The following is a 20,535-nucleotide window of genomic DNA, read 5'->3' as shown; positions in this document are numbered from 1 at the left end:
CTTCGGCGGTACTCAGGCAGCTTGGCCGAGGCCAGCGGCGGTCAGGTCCTGCTCGCGCAGCGGGGTGAAGTCGACGTCGAGCTTCGGGTCGTACGCCTCTGGCTCGATGCCGAGCTCGTGGGTGGAGTACTCGCCGAACCGTTTGATGTGCTCGGTCAGGTACGGCGAGATGTGGGCCAGGTCCTCGGGGTCGATCTCCCATCCCCCCTCCAGCAGCTGGCGGACGATCTCGGCGATGTCCAGGGCGTTGTGGAAGATCACCGCGTTCGTGAGCAGAGAGTTGAACTTCATCGCCTTCTCCTGCTCGACGGGGTCGTTGTCGGCGATGACGCCCTGGTTGCCGAAGCCGACCCACTGGGAGAACCGGTTGAACGACTCGACCTTGTTCGTCGCGGCCGTCACCCGCCGGCGCAGCGGCGCATCCGTCAGATACCGCAGCAACTGCACGGTCCGGATCACGCGGCCGACCTCGCGGAAAGCGACGTACGTGGCGTTCTTATGTGACCCGGACCGGAGCCTCTTCAGCAGCGTCGCCGAGGAGATGACGCCCTCGCGTACGGAGACGGCCACCCGCATCAGATGCCGGAACTGGGACTCGATCAGGTCCCAGTCGATGACGTTCTTGCCCGGCTCGCCGAACAGGACGTCGATGTGCACGTACTCCGTGGTCTTGCTAGGCCGGTAGAAGGTCAGCCCCTTCCAGTTCCTGATCCTGGGCATCAGATCGAATCCCAGCAGGTGGGCCAGGGTGAACACCGGCAGCGACTGGCCCTGGGTGTCCGCATGCACGGTGGTGGGCTTGACCTCGGAGGCGTTCTTGAGCAGACCCTCAATGATGTAGACGGCCTCCCACACCCCGCACGGGATGAAGTGCGTGAACAGCGCGATGTAGGTGTCCGAGATGTGGTGGTAGACGATGCCTCCCGGCTTCCCGTACCGGACGGAAGTCTCGGCGAGCAGGTTGTCGAGGTAGGTGTCCATGTGGGTGCCGTCGGCGGCCACGGCGGTCCCGTCGCCCCACGCCTGCGAGATGTCCAGGCGCGCGTGCGCGTTGACCAGGTCGGCGATGGCCTCGTTGAGCAGCACGAGGGAGAAGTGCCGGTTCGCCGTGTACGCCAGCTCGTGCCCGCTCACGCCGGGGATGTGGCGGGCAGCCTCGTAGGGGCCCATGTTGGTGCCTTTGACGAAGGTGGTGAGCACGTACCGGCCGAACGGGTCGGCAAGTTTCGGGTCGTTACCCGATGGCGGGCCGAAGCGGCGCCACCACTCCACCCAGTACGCGGTGCGGGCACAGATCCCGATCAGCGTGCGCTCCGGCATCCTCGCCTTGATCTCCTGCTCCAGCCGCTTCGCCGACGGGCGTTGCCCCTCCGAGCGGTGCGCCTTGAGCGAGGGGATACCGGTGGACGGGTCGATCACCAGGCTCTCGTTGTCCGGGTACCCGGCGTCCGCCGCTGCGGCGGCGGCCCGCAGGCGGTCCTCCAACTGCCGCCGGAAGGCCGCGGCGTCGAAGGAGTCGGCCTCGCCCTCCTCCGCCAGCCCGACCTCCACCAGGTAGGCGGGCAGCTTCTCCTCGACGACCTCCCACGCAAGCAGCTGCCCCGACCAGTCCGCGTACTCCTCCGAGCCGACCACCGCCACGTCGCCGGTGCGCAGTTCCTCGGCGAGGCAGGTGAAGACCATCGCCTCGAAGTGCTTGCGGACGAACTGCCCCGGCCGCGTCCTGTCGATCACGGCCTTCTGCCAATTCTGCGTGGCAAACGAGATGTCGACCCGCTCGCCGTCCTCACCGATCGCGCTGATGTACTCGCCGCGGGCGGCCTCGTTGCGCTGCGCGTGCGCGAGCGCGTCCAGCACCCGTCCGTCCTCCGAGGTGGCGGTGAACTGAAGTTTCTCGGCCAGGTCGAACATCAGCGCTCGGTCCCGGCCGACCTGCCCGTACAGCAGCACCTCCCAGAAGTTGCCGTGGTGGGCGGAGACCTTGTCGATCTGCTCGTACTGCTTCGCGAACCCGCCGAAGCTCTCCACGGTCTTCGTGACCGTGCCCAGCCCGCCGGCCTGCACCAACTGGGCCTTTGCCAGGGCGAGGACGGCCGGGGAGACCTCGCCGTCCAGGCGCCGGGTGACCTCTTCGACCGAAGCCTGTTCGTCCAGCCCCTGAAGGGCGGCCATGGCCTCGGCGGTCATCTCGGCGGCCTTCGCCAGTGCGGCCTGGGCCGGGCCGCCGTCGTCGATGTCCTTGAGCACACTGCGGTAGTTACCGATCAGCGCCTCGGTCATCTCCCGCTCGGCGAGTCGGATCTCCTCCAGCTCCTCCTTCGCCTTCTTGATCTTCGTCGCGATCCGCTTGCAGAACATCAGCGCCAGCTCGTCGCGGACCCGCATCCTCGCCTTGTGCGCCAGGCACGCCATCAGGGCGACCCGCTTGACGGGCGCGTACGCCATGAGCTCGGAGGCGTCCGCCGCGTCCGCCTCCCCGGCGAAGTCCGTGACCTTCCGCGAGGCGACACCGTCCATCCACACCCCGGTGTCGCCCAGGGCGTCCACCCAGTCCAGATGCGTGATCAGCCGCTTGAAGTGCGACCAGGTCGGGCTCTGCGCGGACTTCTTCAGCCGGTTGTACTGCGTGGTGCCGTCGGCCTCGTGCTGTTCCAGCAGCCGCAGCAGTCCCGCCCGTTCGACCGCGCTCATCCGGTCGTGGATGCCCGCGCAGATCGACGCGTTCACCTCTTTGCGGACCGTCGAGGCCATCACGTCGAGGGTGGAGAACGCTGGCAGCTCCAGCCCGGCCCCTACGACTTTCTCCAGGGCGATGTTGATCAGGTCGGCCGGGCGGTTCTTGGCCGCGGCCTCCTTGCGGATGGATGCCTCGGCGATCCGGCGGGCCTCGGCCTGGTCGTAGACCACGCCCACCCGCTGCCGCACCAAACCCCGGTGGTTCTTCGCGGTCTTCACCGCCCGGTACACCGGCAGCGTACCCTCCGGCAGCTCCACCGCCCGCCGTACGAAGTCGACTACCATCTCCGGGACATCCTCCAGCTTCGGGAAACACCCCATGCGCTGGTACGACTTCAGCATCAGCAGCAGGGCCAGCAGGTGCTCGTCGCAGTCCGTGGCACTGGACGCCCACTCGAACTCGTCCCGGGTCGGCGCGAAGAACAGATGCAGCTCATGCGCAGTGATCAGCCGCTTGAACCGCGGATACGCGGTCCGCTCGATCGAGGTCACAATCCCGCCCCGGCCCCAGACGACAGCCCAACATCACAACCAACGGCCTTGAGCCGAACGGGTGACGGGCAGGCGCTCAGAACTCCAAGATCATCCCGTGGTCCCTTCTGGGCTTACCTCGGTGATCCCCCAAGGAAGCCCTTCCGGATTTCGCCGACGATCTTCGGCCGCTTGCTGTTGAGGCACTCGACCGAGTGATCGCCGAGAAGTCCGAACTCGCTGAACTCTGGGACGAGACACCCAGTGGCCCGCAGTGGCGGCAGAGCATCAGCCGCCTTCGCACCGTCCTCGCACCCGAATCCGGCCCTCAGGAAGACGCACTGTTCCATATTCACTGGATCACGCACTGTTACGGGTCACAGAACTTGAGCCAGAACCACGACTCATGAACAAAGCCACCGGGTTGACGCCGTCGTCGGAGGCGGTCGCGGCCCGGCTGCGCCTGGAAGTGGAGCGCACCTGGGAGGAGTTGGGCGAGGTGGATGTGCCCCTGTTCCACATCCGGAACACGGAGTTCGCGCTCAGCCGGTTCGCACACCACGAGGAGCCCCGCCTGTTGGTGCGGCAGGGCCGCTCGCAGCGCGACGTCGAAGCCGCGCTGGACACCCCGCTCGGCACGCTCGAGGTGGGCCGCGAGGCCGTGGCCTTCGCCGAGGACCAGATGCGGGACCGGTCCGGCACGCCCGGCTGATACCTTCCCGCCCCGGGTTGGCGTACGGCCAAGGCGCCCACAGCAGCCGACCGCGGAGGTCAGCGCGCTCGTGCCGTCTCCAGTGGCTACCGGCGGGGGCCGCCTGGGTCGCTGCTCCAGATCCACTGCCCGTGCCCGGTGCGGGTGAGGCCGAAGTCGTACAGGTCCAGCACCCCGCGCTCCTCCCACACCCTCCAGGCCCGTAGCAGCTCCTCGGCCAGACGCCGGGGCCCGCCCTGGTGGGTCACCGGCCCCGCACCGGTGTTGGTGCGGGTGGCCAGGGTGGTCCAGGAGGCGCGGCCGTCGTGCAGCCACGCGGTCACCTCGCCTGCCTCGCCGGTTTCGGTGGTGGTGCGCGCCTCGGGCAGCAGCACCCGCAGCGTGAACAGCAGATGCCCGCCCTCCGGACCCACCAAAGACGCCAATGGGCGGGGGAAGGGCCCCCTCGGCCTGAAGGGCTGCCGGTCGCGGATGCGGTCGAACGGCGCCCCCTGATCGGTGCCGGGGGCGGGCATGAACATCCCCAACCCCTGCATCCACCCCGACGCCGACCGCCCGTCAGGGGCGACAGCGAGGGCGACATGGCCGAGGCGTCCCCGGGGGCGACGATCCGCCCACCGGGCCGGGTCTGCTCCACCCACGCCCACGGGACCTCCTCGACGGCGTAGGTGGCGATCACCCGGTCATACGGGGCGCCGCCCGACCACCCTGCGGCGCCGTCACCGGCCCGGGTCGACGGCGTGGTCCACCGCCCGGTAGGCATTCCCGTCCCAGACCCACACCCGATCGGGGGCGAAGCGGTGCCGCGGACAGGCCTCCAAGACCGCGGGGCGGATCCGCGGCGACTCCTCGTCCGGCCACCGCACCGAGGAGGCCAACTCCCGCATGGGCAGGGCAGGGCCCGGCCGGTGGGTTGATCGCCGGCGACCCTGCTGTTTTGCTGACCGCCATGACTGAACTCGGACCCGTCGCCTGGCCGCCTGCCCCGATCAGGACCGAGCGACTCGTGCTCCGCGAGTCCGAGGCCCGGGACCGCGCGGCGTTCATCGAGCTGCTCGCCTCGCCAGAGGTGCGCACCTACCTCGGTGGACCTCGACCGCGTGATGAACTCGAGCGCGCGACGCCTGCGGTGCCCGGCCGGCGCCCCGGCCTCTTTGCGGTCGATCTCGACGGAGCGATGATCGGTGTGATCACGTTCGATCGGCGCGGCGCGGAGCGTCCGGGGCACATCCGCGCGGAAGCCGGGCACGCCGAGCTCGGCTACACGTTCCTGCCCGAGGCGTGGGGACACGGATACGCCGCCGAGGCATGCGCGGCGGCACTCGCCTGGTTCACCAACGCGCTTCCCGGCGAGCCGGTGGTGCTCTGCACCCAGACCGCCAACGACCGCTCGATGCGCCTCGCGGCGAAGCTGGGGTTCACCGAGGTGGAGCGGTTCGAGGAGTGGGGCGCCCAGCAGTGGTTCGGCGTGTGGTCCTCGGCCACATAGTCCGGTTGAGCCCGTACCCGACAGGCGCGGATCCGTCATGCGACGGCACTGCGGCAGGACCGAGTTCAGTGCTGTGGAAACTCGCGAACATCCCGCCAGGCGAACGGCCGGACGCCTTCCGAAACGCTGTCGAAGTGTTGTCCTCTCTCGTGGACGAAGCAGCAGATCCGGCCGGAACCATCGCCGTACGGATTCCGGCGAACCGCCGCGCGCCCAGCCGCCGGACACCCCGGGGGGGGGGGGCGGCAACGTCCAATGGCCGGCCGGCCAGGGCGTGCCCGGGAGAGGTTGCGTTGAACGGTGGCAGAATCCGCCTTGGCGGTCCGGTGGTCGAGGCCGGGCCGGTCGTGCCGGACGGTGGCGTTCTGCGGCCGGCGGGGGCGTCAGGAGCAGGCACTCTGCGGCCGGGACGCGGTGGAAGAAGGGGGAGGGGCGCGGTGGGGTGGTGGAGAGTGGAACCGTGTGAGCGGGTGCCGCTTGCGGTGTGGCTTGCTCCCGCCCGCCGGCGCAGAGCGCATGCCGTCATCCCCACCCCTTACGGTGACTGCGTCCTGTTCCGGGGGCCCGGCACCACGGCGAAGGCCGAGGTGTGGGAGCAGTGGGAGTTGACTCTGGGCGGCCAGACGGTGCTGGAGGTCGAGGACGCGGCCGCGCCCTGGCACGGGGTGCGGGCCAGGGCGCGCAGCGGGATGCACGGCCGGCTCGGCGGCGTGCCCTTCACCGCGCGAGCACGGCACCGGGCGATACGGCCGTCCCGACGCGCGATGCGCTTCACCCTGGACGACGGCCGGACCCTGGCCTTCACCGCGCACCGCCTCCACCGGCACCTTGTGCTGGAGACGAGCCGGGGCCGGGAAGTGATCGCGTCCTCGCGCGGCACACGCTGGCGGACCGACCGGCTGGGGCGGCCGGAGACGGCGCTGGTGTGCTTCACCGTCGTCTCCGGCCTCGACGCCCTCCTCGCCTCGCCCCTGCAGGATCTGCCGCTACCCCTCTGACCGGGCGACCACCCGCCGCCCTCTCACACGCTCCCCGGGGAAGCTTCTTCCGCCACCTTCCTCTTCCCCGGCCACCACGGCACTGCCCTCATCGCTGTCGGCTGGGGCGCCGGCCAGGCTGTCACACCCGCCGCAAGCAGTTGCTCTTCGGAAGGCCCCGTGCCTCCATGGCGTCTGGCCAGGCGACCGCGGCTTCCTGTCCGGCACCGCCGATCCCACCGGCACCACCCATCTCGGTGCCCGCGAGTACGACCCGGCCTTGGGCCGTTCCTGTCCGTCGACCCCCTCCTGCTCGTCGACGACCCGACCCAACACAACCCGTACAGCTACGGCAACAACAATCCAGCCGACTTCACCTACCCCACCGGCCAGGAACATGAAGAGTGTGTCAGTGGCCAGTACAACTGCGGCTACGGCTACGGCGGTGCCGGAGACCTCAAAAAGGCCGAGTTCGGCAAGAACTGCGAAAGGGAGACCAAAGCCCGCGGCGGTACCATCTCATCAAACTGCACCACCCGGCAGAACACCGGCTACCACCACGTCTACACCAGGGGCAGCGGTGTCACCCACCCCACCGCCGCCCGGCGGGCCTACTCCGCCCAGGTCGAGAAGCAAAAGCGCATCGAATGCAAACGCAGGGTCGCCGAAGTCCAGCGCAAGGGGGAAGAGCGAAACGAGACCCTCATGGACAAGCTCTGACGCGGCGACTTCTACGGGCGAGCACCGGGATGCCCTGGCGTTCGCAGATCCGGGTGACCCGATGCGTGCGAGTCGCGGGCACGTCCGGACAGTGCGGGCGAAACCCGCAGCGACCACCCGGCCGGGTCGGTCACCACCTGCGCGTGCGCCCCGTGACGCCGGTGCTCGGGAAGGTGGCACCCATCCTGCCGGTCGAGACCACCTGCGTCCCGCACAACGCTAGCGTTGAGGCCGTGATCGTATGGCTCAACGGCACCCATGGCGCAGGCAAGACGACGACCAGTGCACTCGTGCAGCGGCTGATCCCCCGTTCACGGGTGTTCGACGCCGAGAAGGTCGGCGAGACGCTCATGGACATCACGCCGGGGCTGCCCGAGACGGACAACTTCCAGCACTGGCCGCCGTGGCGGCCGCTCGTGGTCGAGACGGCCCGACACGTCCTCGACTACACCGGCGGCACGCTGGTGATCCCCATGACCGTCCTGATCGAGCCCTACTGGCGTGAGATCGAGTCCGGCCTCGCCCGGCACGCGATTCCGGTCCGGCACTTCGTCCTCCACGCCGACCGGGACACCCTCCGCCGGCGCATCGCGGACGACACCGTTGTCGGCCCCGACTCCCCGTTCCGTCTCGCCCACCTCGAGCCCTACGCCGAGGCGGCCCGTACATGGCTGCACGCGGAAGCCGAGGTCGTCGACACCACGCACCTCACACCCGCCCAGGCTGCCCTGCGGATCGCGGAGGCCGTCACAGCCGAGGACTGCCCGTAGATTCCCGCTCCCGGTGACACAAGAGCTGCCGAGCGAGTACATGCGACGAGCCCCGTACCTCGCAGTGACAACCGGAACGCTTCGATCGCTGCCTTCCACCAGCTCACCCGGTACCGCAGGTGACGAACGCCGAACGAACCCGTGCACGGTGGGCAGGGTGGCTTTGTCCATGAGTACGGACAGCGAATGTTCACCACCTTGGGAAGCACCCGGGATTCGAACAGCCCGTGACCTGCGGCCGGTCAGTACGGAGCGTTCAGTCCCACCAGTCGTCGCCGGTGTGCCAACGCTGCACCCACTCCTCAAAGCCCCATGCCTGGTCGCCGGGCGCCGGGACGGCGCCGACGTCGGCGATCATCCACACCTCGCCGCGGCGGGGGCCGGTGGTCAGCAGGAGCCAGAACGACTGTCCGTCCTCGGACCCGAGAACGACGGACCCCTTGTTGAACGCGGCGTCGATCCGCGGGTCCCCGGGGCCGACACTCTCGTCGTCCTCCCAGGGCCAAGCCGCTTCCAGGGGGAACGGTTCTCCTGGCTGCCGCGGACCAAGGTCAGGCCATGCGTCGGGCAGCCAGCCGAGCGGCTGGAGACCGCCGTCGCCAGCGGGCCCCAGGCTCGACCCGTTGCTGATCTCCGCGATGAACGTCCTGTACGGCTCCGGGAGGACCACCCCATTCTCCTGCTCCCAGTCCGCGACGGCTTCATGTCCGAGCGGCGGCTCGCGCCATTCCGGCGGAAACGCGGAGCGCAGGAAGTCAAGAGTGGCTTCGACGGGACGCTGATCATGTGTGGCTGTCACGGCAGCATGCTGGCAGATGGGGCTGACACCCCACCGCGGCTGCCTCACTCCGGAGCTGTGCTGCCCAGGCCATGAACATCGAACAGAGCTGGAAGCAGGTGCCTCCCGAAGTGGTGAACATCTGCTGCTCGTTCTCGTCGACAAAGCCGGCAGGGAGACGTCGGGTCCGTGACCGCTGATCACGGCTGTGCGGTGGGGAACGCTCCACCACCCGGGCCGTGGCGAGGGGCAGCCCCCGCTCGCCGAGCGAGGCTGCACCGCCGGCTCCGGCACGCGGTCGCGGACCCTCACCGAGGTCATCGACCACCTCGGCGCCGACGGGACCCGAACCATCGACGGCGCCCGGATCCGTGCCCGGCGATCACCCCGCCACGGGCCACTGCTCCCACCTCAACGGCAGTGGCCGGCCCCGGGCGCCCTCCGGCGTGAGGACCGTCACCGCCAGGTACCGACCTCCCCAGGAACCGGCCGCCCGGTCTGCAGCATCACCACTGCAGACCGGACGGCCGCATGCGGCCGTCCCTCACCTCCGACCTAGGACGCTCCCGTGCCCCTGCGCTACCTGGACTGCTCCTTCGGCTACCGAACCGGTGTCCCCGTGCTCGACTCCCTCACCGTGGAGTTCCCACCCGGCAGCACCGTGCTGCTCGGCCCGAACGGAGCGGGCAAATCCACGCTGCTCTCCCTCGGCGCCTCCGTACTCACGCCCTTGGCCGGCCGGGTGGTCCTGGGCTCCCTCGACAGCGCCAGCAAGAAGGACAGAGCGGCCTACCGCCGGCGGGTGGGATGGTTACCGCAGCACATCCGCCCCGTCCCCGGTCTGACCGTTCGCGAGCAGGCCGCCTACGCCGGCTGGCTCAAGGGCCTGTCCAAACGGCGGGCATGGGACCGGTCCGCTCAGGCACTGGACCGCGTCCGCCTGACCGAGTCGGCCGAGCGCCGCAGCCACGAACTCTCCGGCGGGCAGCTACGCCGCCTCGGCATCGCCCAGACCCTGGTGCACCGCGCGGAAGTGGTGCTGCTGGACGAGCCCACCGCCGGACTGGACCCGGTCCAGCGCGGTGTCCTCCGGGACCTGCTGGCCGACCTGGCGGACCGGATGAGCTTCATCGTCTCCACCCACCAGACCGAGGACCTGGCCGACACCTACCGCCAGGTCGTCGTCCTGGACCGCGGCCGCGTCGCCTACCAGGGCGACACCGCCGACTTCCTCGCCCCGGCCGCGGACGGCGACTCCGCCGAACGGCGGGCCGAGACGGCCTACCGCGCCCTGGTGCAGGGGGAGGCCTGAACCCTGATGCTTCTGTCCACCCTCCTCCGGTCCGGGCCCGCCGCCTGGACCGCCCTCGTCCTCATTCCGGCCCTGTGCTGGTTGAGCCTCCAGAACACCGGCTCCACCATCGCCACCTGGGACTCGGTCACGGCCCAGTCCACCATCGTGCTGGGATTCGTCAGCGCCGCCTGCGGAGCCTGCGCCGCCTGGGAGGCCTCCCGGATCCGGACCGCGCACGTACTGGAGTGGGCACCGGCCCGCAGCCGGCTGCGCATCGCCACCGAACACCTCGTCCCCACCGCCGCCCTGGGGCTGACCGGTCTCGCCGCCGCCCTGGCCGTCCACGCTCCGCCGGCTCTGGGCGGACCGGGCCTGCCCGACCCCGCCATCCTGGCCACCGCCCATCTCGTCGTCCTCGGCCACATGGCCGCCGGCTACCTCCTCGGTCTCAAGGCCCCCCGGCTCCTCGCGGCAGCGGTGATGCTGACCGGCGGATACCTGTGGGGCTTCTGGCCGGCGGCCCTGGGAGAAGCCGCCTGGCTGCGCCACCTGAACGGCCAAGGCATCGGCGAATGCTGTTCCCTGGACCGACAACCGTCCCTGCGCAGTCTCGGTGCGACCGCGGTCTTCAGCCTCGGCCTCATCGCCGCAGCCCTGGCCGTGCTGCTGCTCGACAGGAGCAGGAAACGGACCGCATCGGCATGGGCCCTGTTCCTGGCCTGCGCCCTCACCGCAGCCACACTGGCCGTGCCCCTGGGCTTCGACGGCACCCAGCCGCGTGACGCCTCCGCCTTCCGATGCACCGGGAGCAAGCCGCAGGTGTGCCTGTGGCCCGAACAGCAACCGCACAGGAACGTCTTCGTCCGCGAGGCCACCGGCGCAGCCGAACACCTGCGCGCCGTCGGACTTCAGCCGCCCGCACGCATCGAGTTCGGCATGGTCAAGCCCGGCCCGTCGGACATCCGGACGGTGACCGCCGCCGGTCTCCTGCCCACCGAACCCCCCGCCTGCTCCCAGGGGCCAGGCGCCCACTACCCCGGAGACGCGGCCTTCGCCCCCTTGTACGTCTGGCTCGCCCTGACCGCCGGCTCCTCACCGGACTCCCTGGCCGGGCGCTGGCCGCAGGAGGCCATCTCCCTCGCCCAGCAGGTCCGTACCCTGCCCGTCCCGGCTCAGAGGGCCTGGTACGACCGCAACCTGCGCGCCCTCCACGACTGCCGCGTCCAGCCCGAACCGGACCCCGCGAAGGCCGCCGCACCCGGCGACGGTGCCCCATGACCTGGTGGCTGCGCATCCACGCGGTGCCCTCCTGCGCCGCCGCGGTGGTGCTCTGCTTCGTACTCGCTCCGCTGCTGTCGTCCTCCGCACTCCCCGTCCCCTCCCTGTTCGGCGGACTGTCCTCGACCGTTCCCGTTCCTCTCGTCCTGCCCGTCCTGCCGGCCTGCGCTCTGCTGTACGGGCTCAACCGGGCGCCGAGCGAGACGGAAGCGACCGCGGCAGGGCCCATGACCCGATGGTCGGTCGGGCTCCTGACCGGCGCCTGCACGGCGGCAGCGCTGCTGGCCGTGGCCGAAACGCTGTGGATGGACTTCCCCCTGGCCCTGGCGGTGGCCCGCAACACCGCCGGCTACCTGGGCTTCGGCCTCGTGGCACAGCGAGTCGCCGGGCGCCGGTACGGCCCCGCGGCGGCGGCCCTGCTCCCCGTGGCCTGCGCGTTCATCGGGCTCGGCCCCGGCGGCCGGCCCTACCCGTGGACGTGGCCCCTGCACCCGAGCCAATCCGCCTCCGCCGCAGCTGCTGCCTTCTCGCTCGCTCTCATCGGGGCAGCGCTGCTCCGCAACCGCAGCCGGGGCAGGCCCGGCCCCCTTCCTCGGCAAGGTCCTTCGCCGCCGCTCCCGTGACGTGGGCCGCACTCCGCGTGGTGTGGCGGGCGAGCCGCTCGTGGCAGGCCAGGGCAGCCACGAGCCTGAGGAAGGCCAGGCAGCCGCGGGAGCCACGCTCGTAGCGGGACCGAGCCGGCGGTGGCCCGGCAACCGGGATACGGTGCGCCCGACGACCGCCGACGGCGGCCCGGCCGTTCGCCGGACCGATGCCCTTGCGGGCGACGCGCACGCCGATGCGCTTTCCCGGAGCCGGTCCCGCGGGTGGGGGCGGCGCAGGCCTCGTCGGCATGGAGGCGCTGGGGTTCGGAGTGCCGGCCGTGGTGGGGCCGTGCCCCGCTCGGGTGACCGGTCACCACCGGCTCCAGCGCTTCGTTGCCGTGGGCGTCGGCGGCCGGAAGACCGACGAGGAAGGGCAACCCTCCCGCATCGGGCACGAATGCAGCGCGGAAGCCGGCCTGCTCCGGTCCACGGGGTTCGGGCCCGCACGTCCGCCCCCCGTTGTCTTCTTCGCGGCCCCGCAGGAGGAGCGCTGACCTCCGGATCCGGCATGACTGTTGCCCTGCGCGTTCGCGGCCCTGCACGACCCCGCCTCCCGCGCCTCCTACGACCAGTGCCGGGCCCGTGGCACATCCCACACCCATGCCCTCCTCCGCCTCGCCCGCCACCGCATCAGCGTCCTGCTCGCCGTGCTCCGCGACGGAGCCTTCCACGAGTCGAGGCCCCCTCGACTCGCTTGGCGAGACACCAGGGGCACCCCCCGGAGGGGGCGCCGCGCGTGCCGGTCGCATACCTCCTTCCCTTCCCGCCTCGGCTCGTGGACGAACGGCGTTCCGTTCGCACTCGGAGGGGGCCTGCGGTGGCCGGGCTCGGGGCGTCACCGACTGGCCCTGCCGGCGGTGGAGCGTCTCCGGGGCGGGCCCGAAGTGCTGTCCGCCCGGCTTGCGCCGGGCTGCTCCGCTCCCGCCCGGCTGCGTTCCGAGGCCGGGCGGGAGTGGAGGCACCCGCCCCTCGTCCCGGCACACGAGGAGGCGGACTCCTCCGGATGGAGGGCCGGCACCCGGGAACGTCGATTTCCACCGACGGGGGCACACACCGGGTTCGAGAGGGGAACCGGGACTCCACTCCCGGCACACCGCCCGGTGCGGAGCGGACCCGGCGCGGGCGAGCCGACGCCCTTGAGCCGTGATCGCGCGCAAGCGTGCTCCAGGGCTGCGTCAGGGGAGCAGTACCGGCAGGACCCGGCGCAGTTCGCGTTCCCAGTACGGCGGGCTGTGGGTGCCCCGGTAGAAGTGGGTGGTGACGTGGACTCCGGCTTCCTGGAGGCGACGGGCCACGGTGCGGGACTCGTCGCCCATGACGGCCTCGGTCAGCGAGATCACCTCGTCCGGGTAGAGCGGAGCCAGGTCCGCCAGGCCGGGGATGTCGGGGTCCGGCTCGGTGCCCGGCGGGTCGAGGGCGCCCGGGGTGCCGTCCCCGGCGGCGATGTGGACCCGTGTACCGCGGAGCCGTTCGGCGAGGTGGTAGGGATCGTTCTGCTGCCAGATGTGGCGCTGTCGGACCGGGTCGCCCCAGATCCTCCGCCACGGCACCCCGAGGTACTCCGCGCCGCCGCTGACTGCCTCGGGGTACTGGAGGGGGTGGAGGAAACCGCCGAAGCTGGCAGCGGCCCTGAACGTCCCGGGGCGGCGTGCCGCGTACTTGACGGCCCCGTACCCGCCCTGTGACTGCCCGGCGATCGACCGCTGCCGTCCGGCCCCGTAGTCGCGCTCCAGGATGGTGAGCATCTCGTCCAGGTGGAAGGTCTCCACGGCCGGGGCGCCGCCCGCCCCGTTGTTCCACCAATCGCTGTAGAAGCCGTAGAACGGCATCTGGGGCATGACGACGAGCGCCTTGCGCAGTTCGGGCCACCTCTCGAGGTGGTACTCGTCGGTGTAGCTGCGGTGGTCCCCGCTGCCGTCGGGCAGCAGGTAGAGCGTCGGCCAGCGGTCGCCGGGGCGCCGCGAGTCCCAGCCGTCCGGGGTGAGCAGCCGTACCTTGCCGATGCCCGCGAGGGCCGGGGACTGGATGGTCAGGTCGAGCAGCCGGGGTCCGATCCGTTCCTCGTCCACGACACGGGCCGGGCGTTCGGAACGAGTTGCCGGAGGTCCCGGGGGCACCGAGGCGGTCGTTGGAGCATCCGTGGCGGGGAGTACCGCTGCGGGAAGCAGCCCGAGCGCCGGCACAAGAGCGGCCGCCAGTACGACGAGACCGAGACGGGTTCGTGTGGTCATCCCCTCAGACTGGCCGGGCCAGGACGCATCGGCATCCGGCATGTCACGGATGCCGACCCGGACGGCTCCCGCAGACGCTTCGGACCTCGGTACCCGTGCAGTCCTCGACCCCCAGCGGCGGCGGGAGGCGCGTCGACTCCGGGACCGTGCGGGCATGGGCCCGCGCCAGCGGCTACGATCTCCCGCCCGCGGACGCATTCCCGCACCGGTCGTCCCGGCCCGGGGGGACGCCCGACCCGACCGGCCCCGCACACGCCGTGGGCCGCACCGCGTCCACGCACAGGGCCGGGGCATGTGATCACCCCGCAGCCGTCCCGTCTCGGATCGTCGCCTTGCCGGGGGCGGGGGAGCAGTCCCGGAGCATCCGGCACGCGCCTCGTGCGCGAGCGATGAGTCCGGGCGGCGGCCCGGGTCTGCCCTGGCGTGACTCGCATCATCGCTGACATCTCGGTCTCCCTCGACGGCTTCGTCACCGGGCCCGACCCCGGTCCGGACAACGGTCTGGGCACCGGCGGCGAGGCCCTGCACACCTGGGCGTTCTCCGAGGATCCCGACGACCGCCGGATCCTGCGCGAGGCGACCGCACGCTCGGGCGCCGTCGTCCTGGGCCGCCGTCTGTTCGACGTGGTCGACGGGCCGGACGGCTGGGACGACACCCGCGGCTACGGCGCCGACGAGGTCGGCAGGCCCGCGTTCGTCGTCGTGACGAGCTCACCGCCGGAGTCGGTACGGCTCACCGACCTCGACTGGACGTTCGTCACCACCGGTCTGCCCGACGCCGTCACCGCCGCGCGCGAGCGCGCCGAGGCGGCGTCATCGGACCGGGGCGAGAACCTCGATGTCGTCCTCATGGGCGGCGGCGCCACGATCGGCTCAGCGCTGGCCGCCGGGCTCCTCGACGCGCTGACACTGCACCTCGCGCCCGTCACGCTGGGCGCCGGGACGCCCCTGTTCACCGGCACGGCGCCGCGCACGCTGGTGCGGCGGAGCGTGACCCCGACATCGACCGCGACACACCTGGCCTACGACGTCCTCTGACGATGTCGTTGCGGAACCGCACGCCGAGCGGCCGGCAGCGCCCCGGTACGCCGTGAGCCGTTTCCCAGCCGAGTCGGAAGGCGGCGGACCCGCGACGCGAGGACGGGCCCGCGGGCGGACGCCGGCCGCCCGCGGGGGAAGGCGCACCGGCCGGAGAATCGGTCGCAGGCAAGACGGTCGGGCGAGGAGGGGCCCAGGGGCATCGCGGGCACCGCGGACCGCGAGCGGCCAGAGTGCCGGCCGAGGGTGTCCCCCCACGGTGGCTGCGGCCCGCGCGCCCGGCGTGTGCGGGCCGGTCCAGCCCGCCGATCCGGCCCTGTGCGGTCGGAAGGGTCCGAGGAGGCGGTGAGTACCACACCCGCCCCACCGGCCCGGCCGGGCCCGCCGGGTACGCCTGAGGCAGCCGGCCCCGCAGCGAACCCCGCAACGATCCCCGCGGTCCCACAGGCGGGAAGGGCACGTCGGCCCTTCGGACGGCCGGTCCTTCCCGCAGCCGCTGGTCGTCTTCGCCCCCAACCCCGCGCCGTGCGCAGCCACAGGGGAGGCCGCCCTCCACGACCGAGCCCGCCGCGTCTCGCGTGTGAGCCACTCCGGCACCGTGGCGATCGCGACCCTGCCCGTGCCGGTCGAGCACGGCCCCGACGGGCCGGTGTGGCGCGGTGGCCGTCGGCGAGGCTCACCGCCCCCTGACCGGGCACCCCACGGCAGGCCGGGCACGGCCGGCCCGGCCTCCAACCGGACCGGGCCGGCCGCCCCTGCCCGCACTGCCGGACGTCCACTCCAAGGGATCAGCCTCGTGGTGCCGGGCGAGGCGGACGGCCTCGTGGGTCCGCGGGCGTTCCTCAGCGCGTGCCTGTCCTGGCCGCGCCGTAGACGTACAGGACGATGCCGCTGACCACGCAGGCGAGGATCACCCAGGAGGCGAGGCGCATCCGCTTCCCTCCGCGCCCGGGGCGCCTCGGCCTCTCGGACCGCTTGGTGCGGCCGGGAGCCGACGAGGCGGGCGGTGCGGCGTCGGCGGCGGTCTCGGCGAGCAGGCGGCGGCATGCCATGGCGAGCTCGCCGGTGCTGGACTGGAGCGGTACGACGGTCTGCGAACGTGCCGGAGCGGTGGTGCCGCCGTCGAGGATGCGGCCCGCACGGAGCAGGATCTCTCCCTTGCGGCCCGCGGGGGCCAGGCTGATCCAGCGCTGCACGTGTTCTCCCCGGATGACCACCTCCCCGGCTCGGTCCCGGTACACGGTGTGCCGGCTCCAGAGCATGTCCGCTAAGTGCGCTGCAGTTTCTCTCAGTTGGGCGCTCAAGGCCCGTCCCCCCTCGGAGCCGTACGGGTGATCGAACCGGGATCGTACTCCAGCGTCCCCGTCTCGCTCGGGGCGGCCCCGGGTCGAGGCGGCGCGGGGGATCCGGATTTGACGCGGCTCGCGGGTGGGGGCGTCGCCGGCAGGACCGGTCAGAGCGTGCACGCCGCCCGGACGGACCGGGGCGGAGCCGGCACCGAGCCGGGAGACGGCGGTGGTGAAACGCTCGGCGGGTGAGCGGGCGGCCTCCCGCGGAGCGCCGTCCTCCCCGGGTCTCCGGCAGCGACAAGCCACGGCCAAGGCGACCGAGGCGCCGGCTCCGGCGACCACCCCGAGGGAGAGTTCGACCGGATCGGACAGTGCCTTGGAGTCGGTGCGACGCTCGGTCCTCGACCCCCGGGCGCCCGGCAGGTCCCATCCGGTGCGGAACACCGTGGCGGCGACCGGAATCGCGGTGCCGAAGGCCAGGGCGAGGCCGACAGCCACGGGCGCAGACCGCGCCGTTCGGTCCGGCGCCGGGGCGGACGAGGCCTCATGACTGTCAGTACTGACCAGGCGTACGACTGGTTGCGGCCCGCCTCGCCGTTTCGATACGGACGCGCCCCACACGCCTACCCGCCCGTCACTCCGCCCGGGGCGGCAGCGAGGACCCCGCCGCGCCCGGCGACGACTGCACGGTGTGCGCCCGGGCCAAGGAGCACGAGCGCCAGAGGCCGAAGCCCGCGCCGTCGCCGAAGCCGAAGCGGCCCGCCCGGCGCTCACCGCTGCGGCGCCGGTTCGGGTGGCCGCGGTGCCTGCCGGGGGCGGCGGCTCACGGGCCGCCGCCCCCGGCAGGCCGTCATCGGCGGCTGCGGGCGGCCAGTACGGCAGCCAGGAGGAACGTGCCGACGCCGCCCACGGCGACTGCGGTCTCCCGGAGCGCCGGGTGCTGGTGGAAGACGTAGCCGGCGAACGCGAGCCCGAGGGCACCGGTGGTCAGCCGGTGCAGCAGCCGGTCCCGGCCCGGGTCCGGCTCCGGGAGGTGCGGCGCGTCCGGCTCGGCCGTGGTCATGATGTGGTCTCCCTGGGGGTGTGGGGCATGCGCCGGTCGCACGCGTGCGGTGGACAGCGGAGCGCTGCCATCCCTTGTGTCGCGGGCAGACGACGGGACGGCCCTGTCAGGGGGCGCGGTGTGGGGCGGGTCGGCCGGGGAGGGCGTGGGAGATGACTCCGCAACCTCGCATCGGTCCGCGGCGCCTCTGTCTGCGTGTTCTCGGTGAGCCGGACGCCTGAGGGGTGGATCTGATGCGGGGGGCGTTGCCTCCGCGTCCCCGCCCCGATGACCGGCGGGGACGCCGCAGGTTCGCGGTGGCGGTGGCGAGGGGTTCGGTGAGGGCGGGGTGCCGGCGTGCGAGGCAGAGGGGGCGCCGGCGATGAACGCGGCCACGGTGATCAGGCGCAGGTGCGGGCCATGGCGGCTGTCGTAGTGGGAGGTGGGGGTGGCGGGGTCGGTCGTCATCGGTGGTGTCCTCATCTGCTCCAGGAGGGTGCGGGCCGCTGCCGCTGCAGGTGGGCCGGCTTGGGACCTGCTGGACAGCGCGGTGATGGGGACTACGGTGAAAGCCCGGCGGGGTGGTGCGTCAGGGGAACAGACTGTTTCCGGCACGGCGGGTTCGCCGGCTCGGTGGGATGCGGAGGGGGAACACGTGGTAGGCGAGGGACGGCGTACGGGCGGGCCGGTGTCGGACGGAGACGGGAGCGAGGCGGCGCGGCGGGCGCTGGGCCGGCACTTACGGGTCTTGTTCGAGGGGTGCGGGCTCTCGCTGCGGGGGTTCACCCACCGGTACGGATTCAGCCCCTCCGCCATCTCCCGGTACCTGAGCGGCGAGCGGTTGCCGCGCAAGGCCTTCCTCGACGCGCTGCTGGCCGAACACGGCCGGCAGGCGGGAGCGCCGCTGACCGAGGAGGCGCGCCGGTTGACGTTCACCCTCTACCGTGCGGCGCTGGAGGCCGGCGGAAGCGCCACGCTGCTGGAACTGTACGAGCTGGAGCTACGGCTGGAGGAGCTCACTGCCGAACTGGAACGGCTCCGCGCTCGGGCCACGCACCCGCGGCAGCCGACCGACGGGGCCTTCCCCGGCGGCCAGGGGGAGCCGGGCGACCGGGAGGAGGAACTGCGCGCCCGACACGGCGCGCTACTGGTCCAGTACGACCGCATCCGCGCACAGATCGCCCACCGCGAGAGTTCCCTGGGAGACGGCGACCGCGGCCTGCGCGCCCCCACCGCGCCGCCGCCGTTCCCCGGCGGGGAGGTCATGGCCGACTCTGTCCCCCGGCGGGAACGCACTGCTCCACCAGGTCCCTCCCGCGCCACCGCCGGCAGCAGGGTTCCGTGGCTGATCGCCGCGGCCGCGACCGTGGCCGCAGCGGTCCTCCTCTTCCTGCGGCTGACAGCGCAGGGCGAGGACTCCGGCGCTCCTGTCTCCCAGGGCGACCCGCCGGCTGCCGTCCGCAGTTCCGAACCGGGCTCTCCCGCACCGCGGCAGAGCCCCTCCGCCTCCCCGTCGGCTTCCCGCAGCACCCCGCCCGCGGCCCGGCCGCTGTCCGCAATGGTTCCCCAGGACGGCTCCGAAACCTTGACGCCCGGATCGTTCCGTCTGGCCGGCCGCGACTACCCCGACAGCCTCTCCAGGGACTGCCAGTTCTCCGGAGACGCCCTGTCGGGTGGGACCGAATACGTCCTGGAAGGCCGGTACACGCGGTTCACCGCCACCGTGGGGATCACCGCGGGTCCTGACAACGCCGATGCGGTGGGCACCTTCGGTGTGCGTGTGGATGGGAAACTGGCCGGCTCCTGGACCGCCACCCGCGACCGGACCGCCAGCATCAAGGTGGACCTGACCGGCGCGGAACGGCTGACGCTGCAGACCGTCGACCTCGTCGGCGACCCCTTGTTCTGCAAGGTCAAGGACTTCGTCTGGGCCGATCCCCACCTCACCCCCGCCCCCTCCTGAGCACTGCCGCCTCCTGCGTTCCCCTGGCCGGCCGAATCGCCGCCGCCGGCCCGGTGGCGCCGTCCTGCGCGGGGTTCCGGCTTGGGGGCCGACCCTGCCAAACCGATGAACCAACACTGTGGTGGGGGAGACCCGGGTGCTTTCGTGAGGTTCGGCGGATCGGGCCAGGGCCGCTGGTGGGCGGCCCTGGCCCGGGGGCTGTCAGTAGCGGGATTGGAGCCAGACCACGGTCAGTCCCACCGCGGTGGTGCCGATGCCGGAGCAGACTCCCCGCAGGAGGTAGCCGGCCGCGACGCGGCGGCGCCGGACGCCCCACCGGGCGAGGCGCCGCAGAGCGGCATGGGCCTGCCGCACGCCGGGGATGCCGTTGCGCTTATGCTCCATGACTGGTGTTCCTTTCAGAGTCTCAGTGGGCTTGTGAGGTCACCGCGCAGAGAGCCCGCCCGACCCGGTGGCCTAGGAAACCCGGGGTCGGAACCGCGGGCTCTCCCGCGTATCAAGGGGTGCGGAACCTGCCCCGGCAACTCCACCGAAGCGGGCCCGGGGGGCCGCAGAGGGCAGGTTCCCCCCGCCGCGTTGACGCGGCGGGAGGGCGCCGGAGGGGCCGAGGGGTACTGGTTGACGGGAACTCGCACGGGTGCCGGGGCCCTCGGCCGGTACGGCCACGGCTCCCTCGCCCGGGCCGGCCGCCGGGAGCGATGCCGCCGCCATACGGCACACCGCCGGCGGACGCGGGCGGAGAAGGACGCATTCCCCTTCCCCGGGCGCCGCTGCCCCGGGCTGCCCCATGACCGTTCCCGAGCACCGCGCCGCAGCGCGTGAGGGGCATCAAGTCCTCCTGCGGATACGTAGGCGACGACTGGTGGATCGGTCAACCGGCTCACACTGTAGTGGAGTTCGCGTGCGTATGCACATGCATCTGCACGTGCATACGCTGGCGGTGAGCAGTGCTCACGACCGGTCCACCGGCCGTCAACTCCTTCGGAGGACTCCGAGCCGCGGCCACCCCGACGTGAAGAACACACAACGCAAGAGCGCCTCACGGCTCCCCACACGCACGCAGCCGGCGCACCCGACATTCCTCATACCGACGGTCGTCCCAC

The 20,535-nt window shown here is 72.1% G+C and carries 17 protein-coding genes and 4 pseudogenes; 12 read left to right on the top strand and 9 right to left on the bottom strand.

The genetic code is table 11. From position 1 onward, the window contains the following. Positions 1-12: 12 nt before the first annotated feature. Positions 13-3,228 (bottom strand): Tn3 family transposase, encoded by a 3,216-nt coding sequence (locus ACFSJS_RS16475; protein ID WP_380900977.1) that lies wholly within the window; start codon positions 3,226-3,228, stop codon positions 13-15. Positions 3,229-3,395: 167 nt separating this feature from the next. Here ACFSJS_RS16475 and ACFSJS_RS16470 point away from each other — a divergent pair. After that, positions 3,396-3,617, top strand: a pseudogene (locus ACFSJS_RS16470) (DUF4259 domain-containing protein); the annotation flags it as partial. Next, entirely contained in the window at positions 3,614-3,919 is a 306-nt protein-coding gene (locus ACFSJS_RS16465; protein ID WP_380900975.1) for a hypothetical protein, read from the top strand. The pseudogene ACFSJS_RS16470 and the gene ACFSJS_RS16465, both read left to right, overlap by 4 nt. 86 nt (positions 3,920-4,005) lie before the next feature. Here ACFSJS_RS16465 and ACFSJS_RS16460 read toward each other — a convergent pair whose 3' ends face one another. Then, positions 4,006-4,335 (bottom strand): hypothetical protein, encoded by a 330-nt coding sequence (locus ACFSJS_RS16460; RefSeq protein ID WP_380901307.1) that lies wholly within the window; start codon positions 4,333-4,335, stop codon positions 4,006-4,008. Beyond that, positions 4,239-4,682, bottom strand: coding sequence for a protein-L-isoaspartate O-methyltransferase family protein (locus ACFSJS_RS16455; protein ID WP_380900973.1), 444 nt, complete (start codon positions 4,680-4,682; stop codon positions 4,239-4,241). Before ACFSJS_RS16455 ends, ACFSJS_RS16460 begins: the two co-directional genes overlap by 97 nt. Positions 4,683-4,868: 186 nt before the next feature. On the opposite strand from ACFSJS_RS16455, the gene ACFSJS_RS16450 reads away from it, so the two are divergent. From ACFSJS_RS16450 to ACFSJS_RS16440, 3 genes are all read left to right on the top strand, one after another. Then, a complete protein-coding gene (locus ACFSJS_RS16450) occupies positions 4,869-5,408 on the top strand; it encodes a GNAT family N-acetyltransferase (RefSeq protein ID WP_380900971.1) in 540 nt (179 codons plus the stop codon). A gap of 470 nt (positions 5,409-5,878) precedes the next feature. Continuing rightward, positions 5,879-6,406 (top strand): hypothetical protein, encoded by a 528-nt coding sequence (locus ACFSJS_RS16445; RefSeq protein ID WP_380900969.1) that lies wholly within the window; start codon positions 5,879-5,881, stop codon positions 6,404-6,406. 159 nt (positions 6,407-6,565) lie between these two features. After that, entirely contained in the window at positions 6,566-7,105 is a 540-nt protein-coding gene (locus tag ACFSJS_RS16440; protein ID WP_380900967.1) for an RHS repeat-associated core domain-containing protein, read from the top strand. Positions 7,106-7,112: 7 nt separating this feature from the next. On the opposite strand, the pseudogene ACFSJS_RS16435 reads toward ACFSJS_RS16440, so the two are convergent. Further along, positions 7,113-7,272 (bottom strand): annotated as a pseudogene (locus ACFSJS_RS16435) (IS5/IS1182 family transposase); the annotation flags it as partial. Between the two features lie 66 nt (positions 7,273-7,338). Here ACFSJS_RS16435 and ACFSJS_RS16430 point away from each other — a divergent pair. Then, a complete protein-coding gene (locus ACFSJS_RS16430) occupies positions 7,339-7,875 on the top strand; it encodes a P-loop nucleotide/nucleoside kinase family protein (protein WP_380900965.1) in 537 nt (178 codons plus the stop codon). 256 nt (positions 7,876-8,131) lie between these two features. On the opposite strand, the gene ACFSJS_RS16425 is transcribed toward ACFSJS_RS16430, so the two are convergent. Continuing rightward, the gene (locus ACFSJS_RS16425) at positions 8,132-8,674 is read right to left on the bottom strand and encodes an SMI1/KNR4 family protein (protein WP_380900963.1); all 543 of its coding nucleotides are present in this window, start codon (positions 8,672-8,674) and stop codon (positions 8,132-8,134) included. Between the two features lie 547 nt (positions 8,675-9,221). Between ACFSJS_RS16425 and ACFSJS_RS16420 the strand changes: the two genes are divergently transcribed. From ACFSJS_RS16420 to ACFSJS_RS16405, 4 genes and pseudogenes are all read left to right on the top strand, one after another. Then, positions 9,222-9,965, top strand: coding sequence for an ATP-binding cassette domain-containing protein (locus ACFSJS_RS16420; RefSeq protein WP_380900961.1), 744 nt, complete (start codon positions 9,222-9,224; stop codon positions 9,963-9,965). A gap of 6 nt (positions 9,966-9,971) precedes the next feature. After that, positions 9,972-11,225 carry a DUF7224 domain-containing protein gene (locus ACFSJS_RS16415; protein ID WP_380900959.1) on the top strand — a complete coding sequence of 418 codons (1,254 nt, stop codon included), beginning with the start codon at positions 9,972-9,974 and terminating at the stop codon, positions 11,223-11,225. Next, positions 11,222-11,848 (top strand): hypothetical protein, encoded by a 627-nt coding sequence (locus ACFSJS_RS16410; protein ID WP_380900957.1) that lies wholly within the window; start codon positions 11,222-11,224, stop codon positions 11,846-11,848. Before ACFSJS_RS16415 ends, ACFSJS_RS16410 begins: the two co-directional genes overlap by 4 nt. Positions 11,849-12,393: 545 nt before the next feature. After that, positions 12,394-12,564: pseudogene (locus ACFSJS_RS16405) on the top strand (IS110 family transposase); the annotation flags it as partial. A gap of 561 nt (positions 12,565-13,125) precedes the next feature. Here the strand turns inward: ACFSJS_RS16405 and ACFSJS_RS16400 are convergent. After that, positions 13,126-14,100, bottom strand: a pseudogene (locus ACFSJS_RS16400) (alpha/beta hydrolase); the annotation flags it as partial. A 423-nt stretch (positions 14,101-14,523) separates the two neighbouring features. On the opposite strand from ACFSJS_RS16400, the gene ACFSJS_RS16395 reads away from it, so the two are divergent. Further along, entirely contained in the window at positions 14,524-15,138 is a 615-nt protein-coding gene (locus ACFSJS_RS16395) for a dihydrofolate reductase family protein (RefSeq protein ID WP_380900955.1), read from the top strand. Positions 15,139-15,980: 842 nt separating this feature from the next. Here the strand turns inward: ACFSJS_RS16395 and ACFSJS_RS16390 are convergent. After that, positions 15,981-16,379 carry a hypothetical protein gene (locus tag ACFSJS_RS16390; protein ID WP_380900953.1) on the bottom strand — a complete coding sequence of 133 codons (399 nt, stop codon included), beginning with the start codon at positions 16,377-16,379 and terminating at the stop codon, positions 15,981-15,983. An 898-nt stretch (positions 16,380-17,277) separates the two neighbouring features. After that, positions 17,278-17,490 carry a hypothetical protein gene (locus tag ACFSJS_RS16385; RefSeq protein ID WP_380900951.1) on the bottom strand — a complete coding sequence of 71 codons (213 nt, stop codon included), beginning with the start codon at positions 17,488-17,490 and terminating at the stop codon, positions 17,278-17,280. Positions 17,491-18,157: 667 nt separating this feature from the next. Between ACFSJS_RS16385 and ACFSJS_RS16380 the strand changes: the two genes are divergently transcribed. Then, the gene (locus ACFSJS_RS16380) at positions 18,158-19,432 is read left to right on the top strand and encodes an NPCBM/NEW2 domain-containing protein (RefSeq protein ID WP_380900949.1); all 1,275 of its coding nucleotides are present in this window, start codon (positions 18,158-18,160) and stop codon (positions 19,430-19,432) included. A gap of 201 nt (positions 19,433-19,633) precedes the next feature. On the opposite strand, the gene ACFSJS_RS16375 is transcribed toward ACFSJS_RS16380, so the two are convergent. Continuing rightward, complete coding sequence (locus ACFSJS_RS16375; RefSeq protein ID WP_380900947.1) at positions 19,634-19,816, bottom strand: hypothetical protein; 183 nt, start codon at positions 19,814-19,816, stop codon at positions 19,634-19,636. Between the last annotated feature and the right edge of the window lie 719 nt (positions 19,817-20,535).

Origin of the sequence: Streptomyces desertarenae, assembly GCF_042681365.1 — a bacterium.
Taxonomy (GTDB): Bacteria; Actinomycetota; Actinomycetes; order Streptomycetales; family Streptomycetaceae; genus Streptomyces; species Streptomyces desertarenae.
Note: the sequence above shows the minus strand (reverse complement) of the source record. Positions and strands in the feature narration are given on the sequence as shown.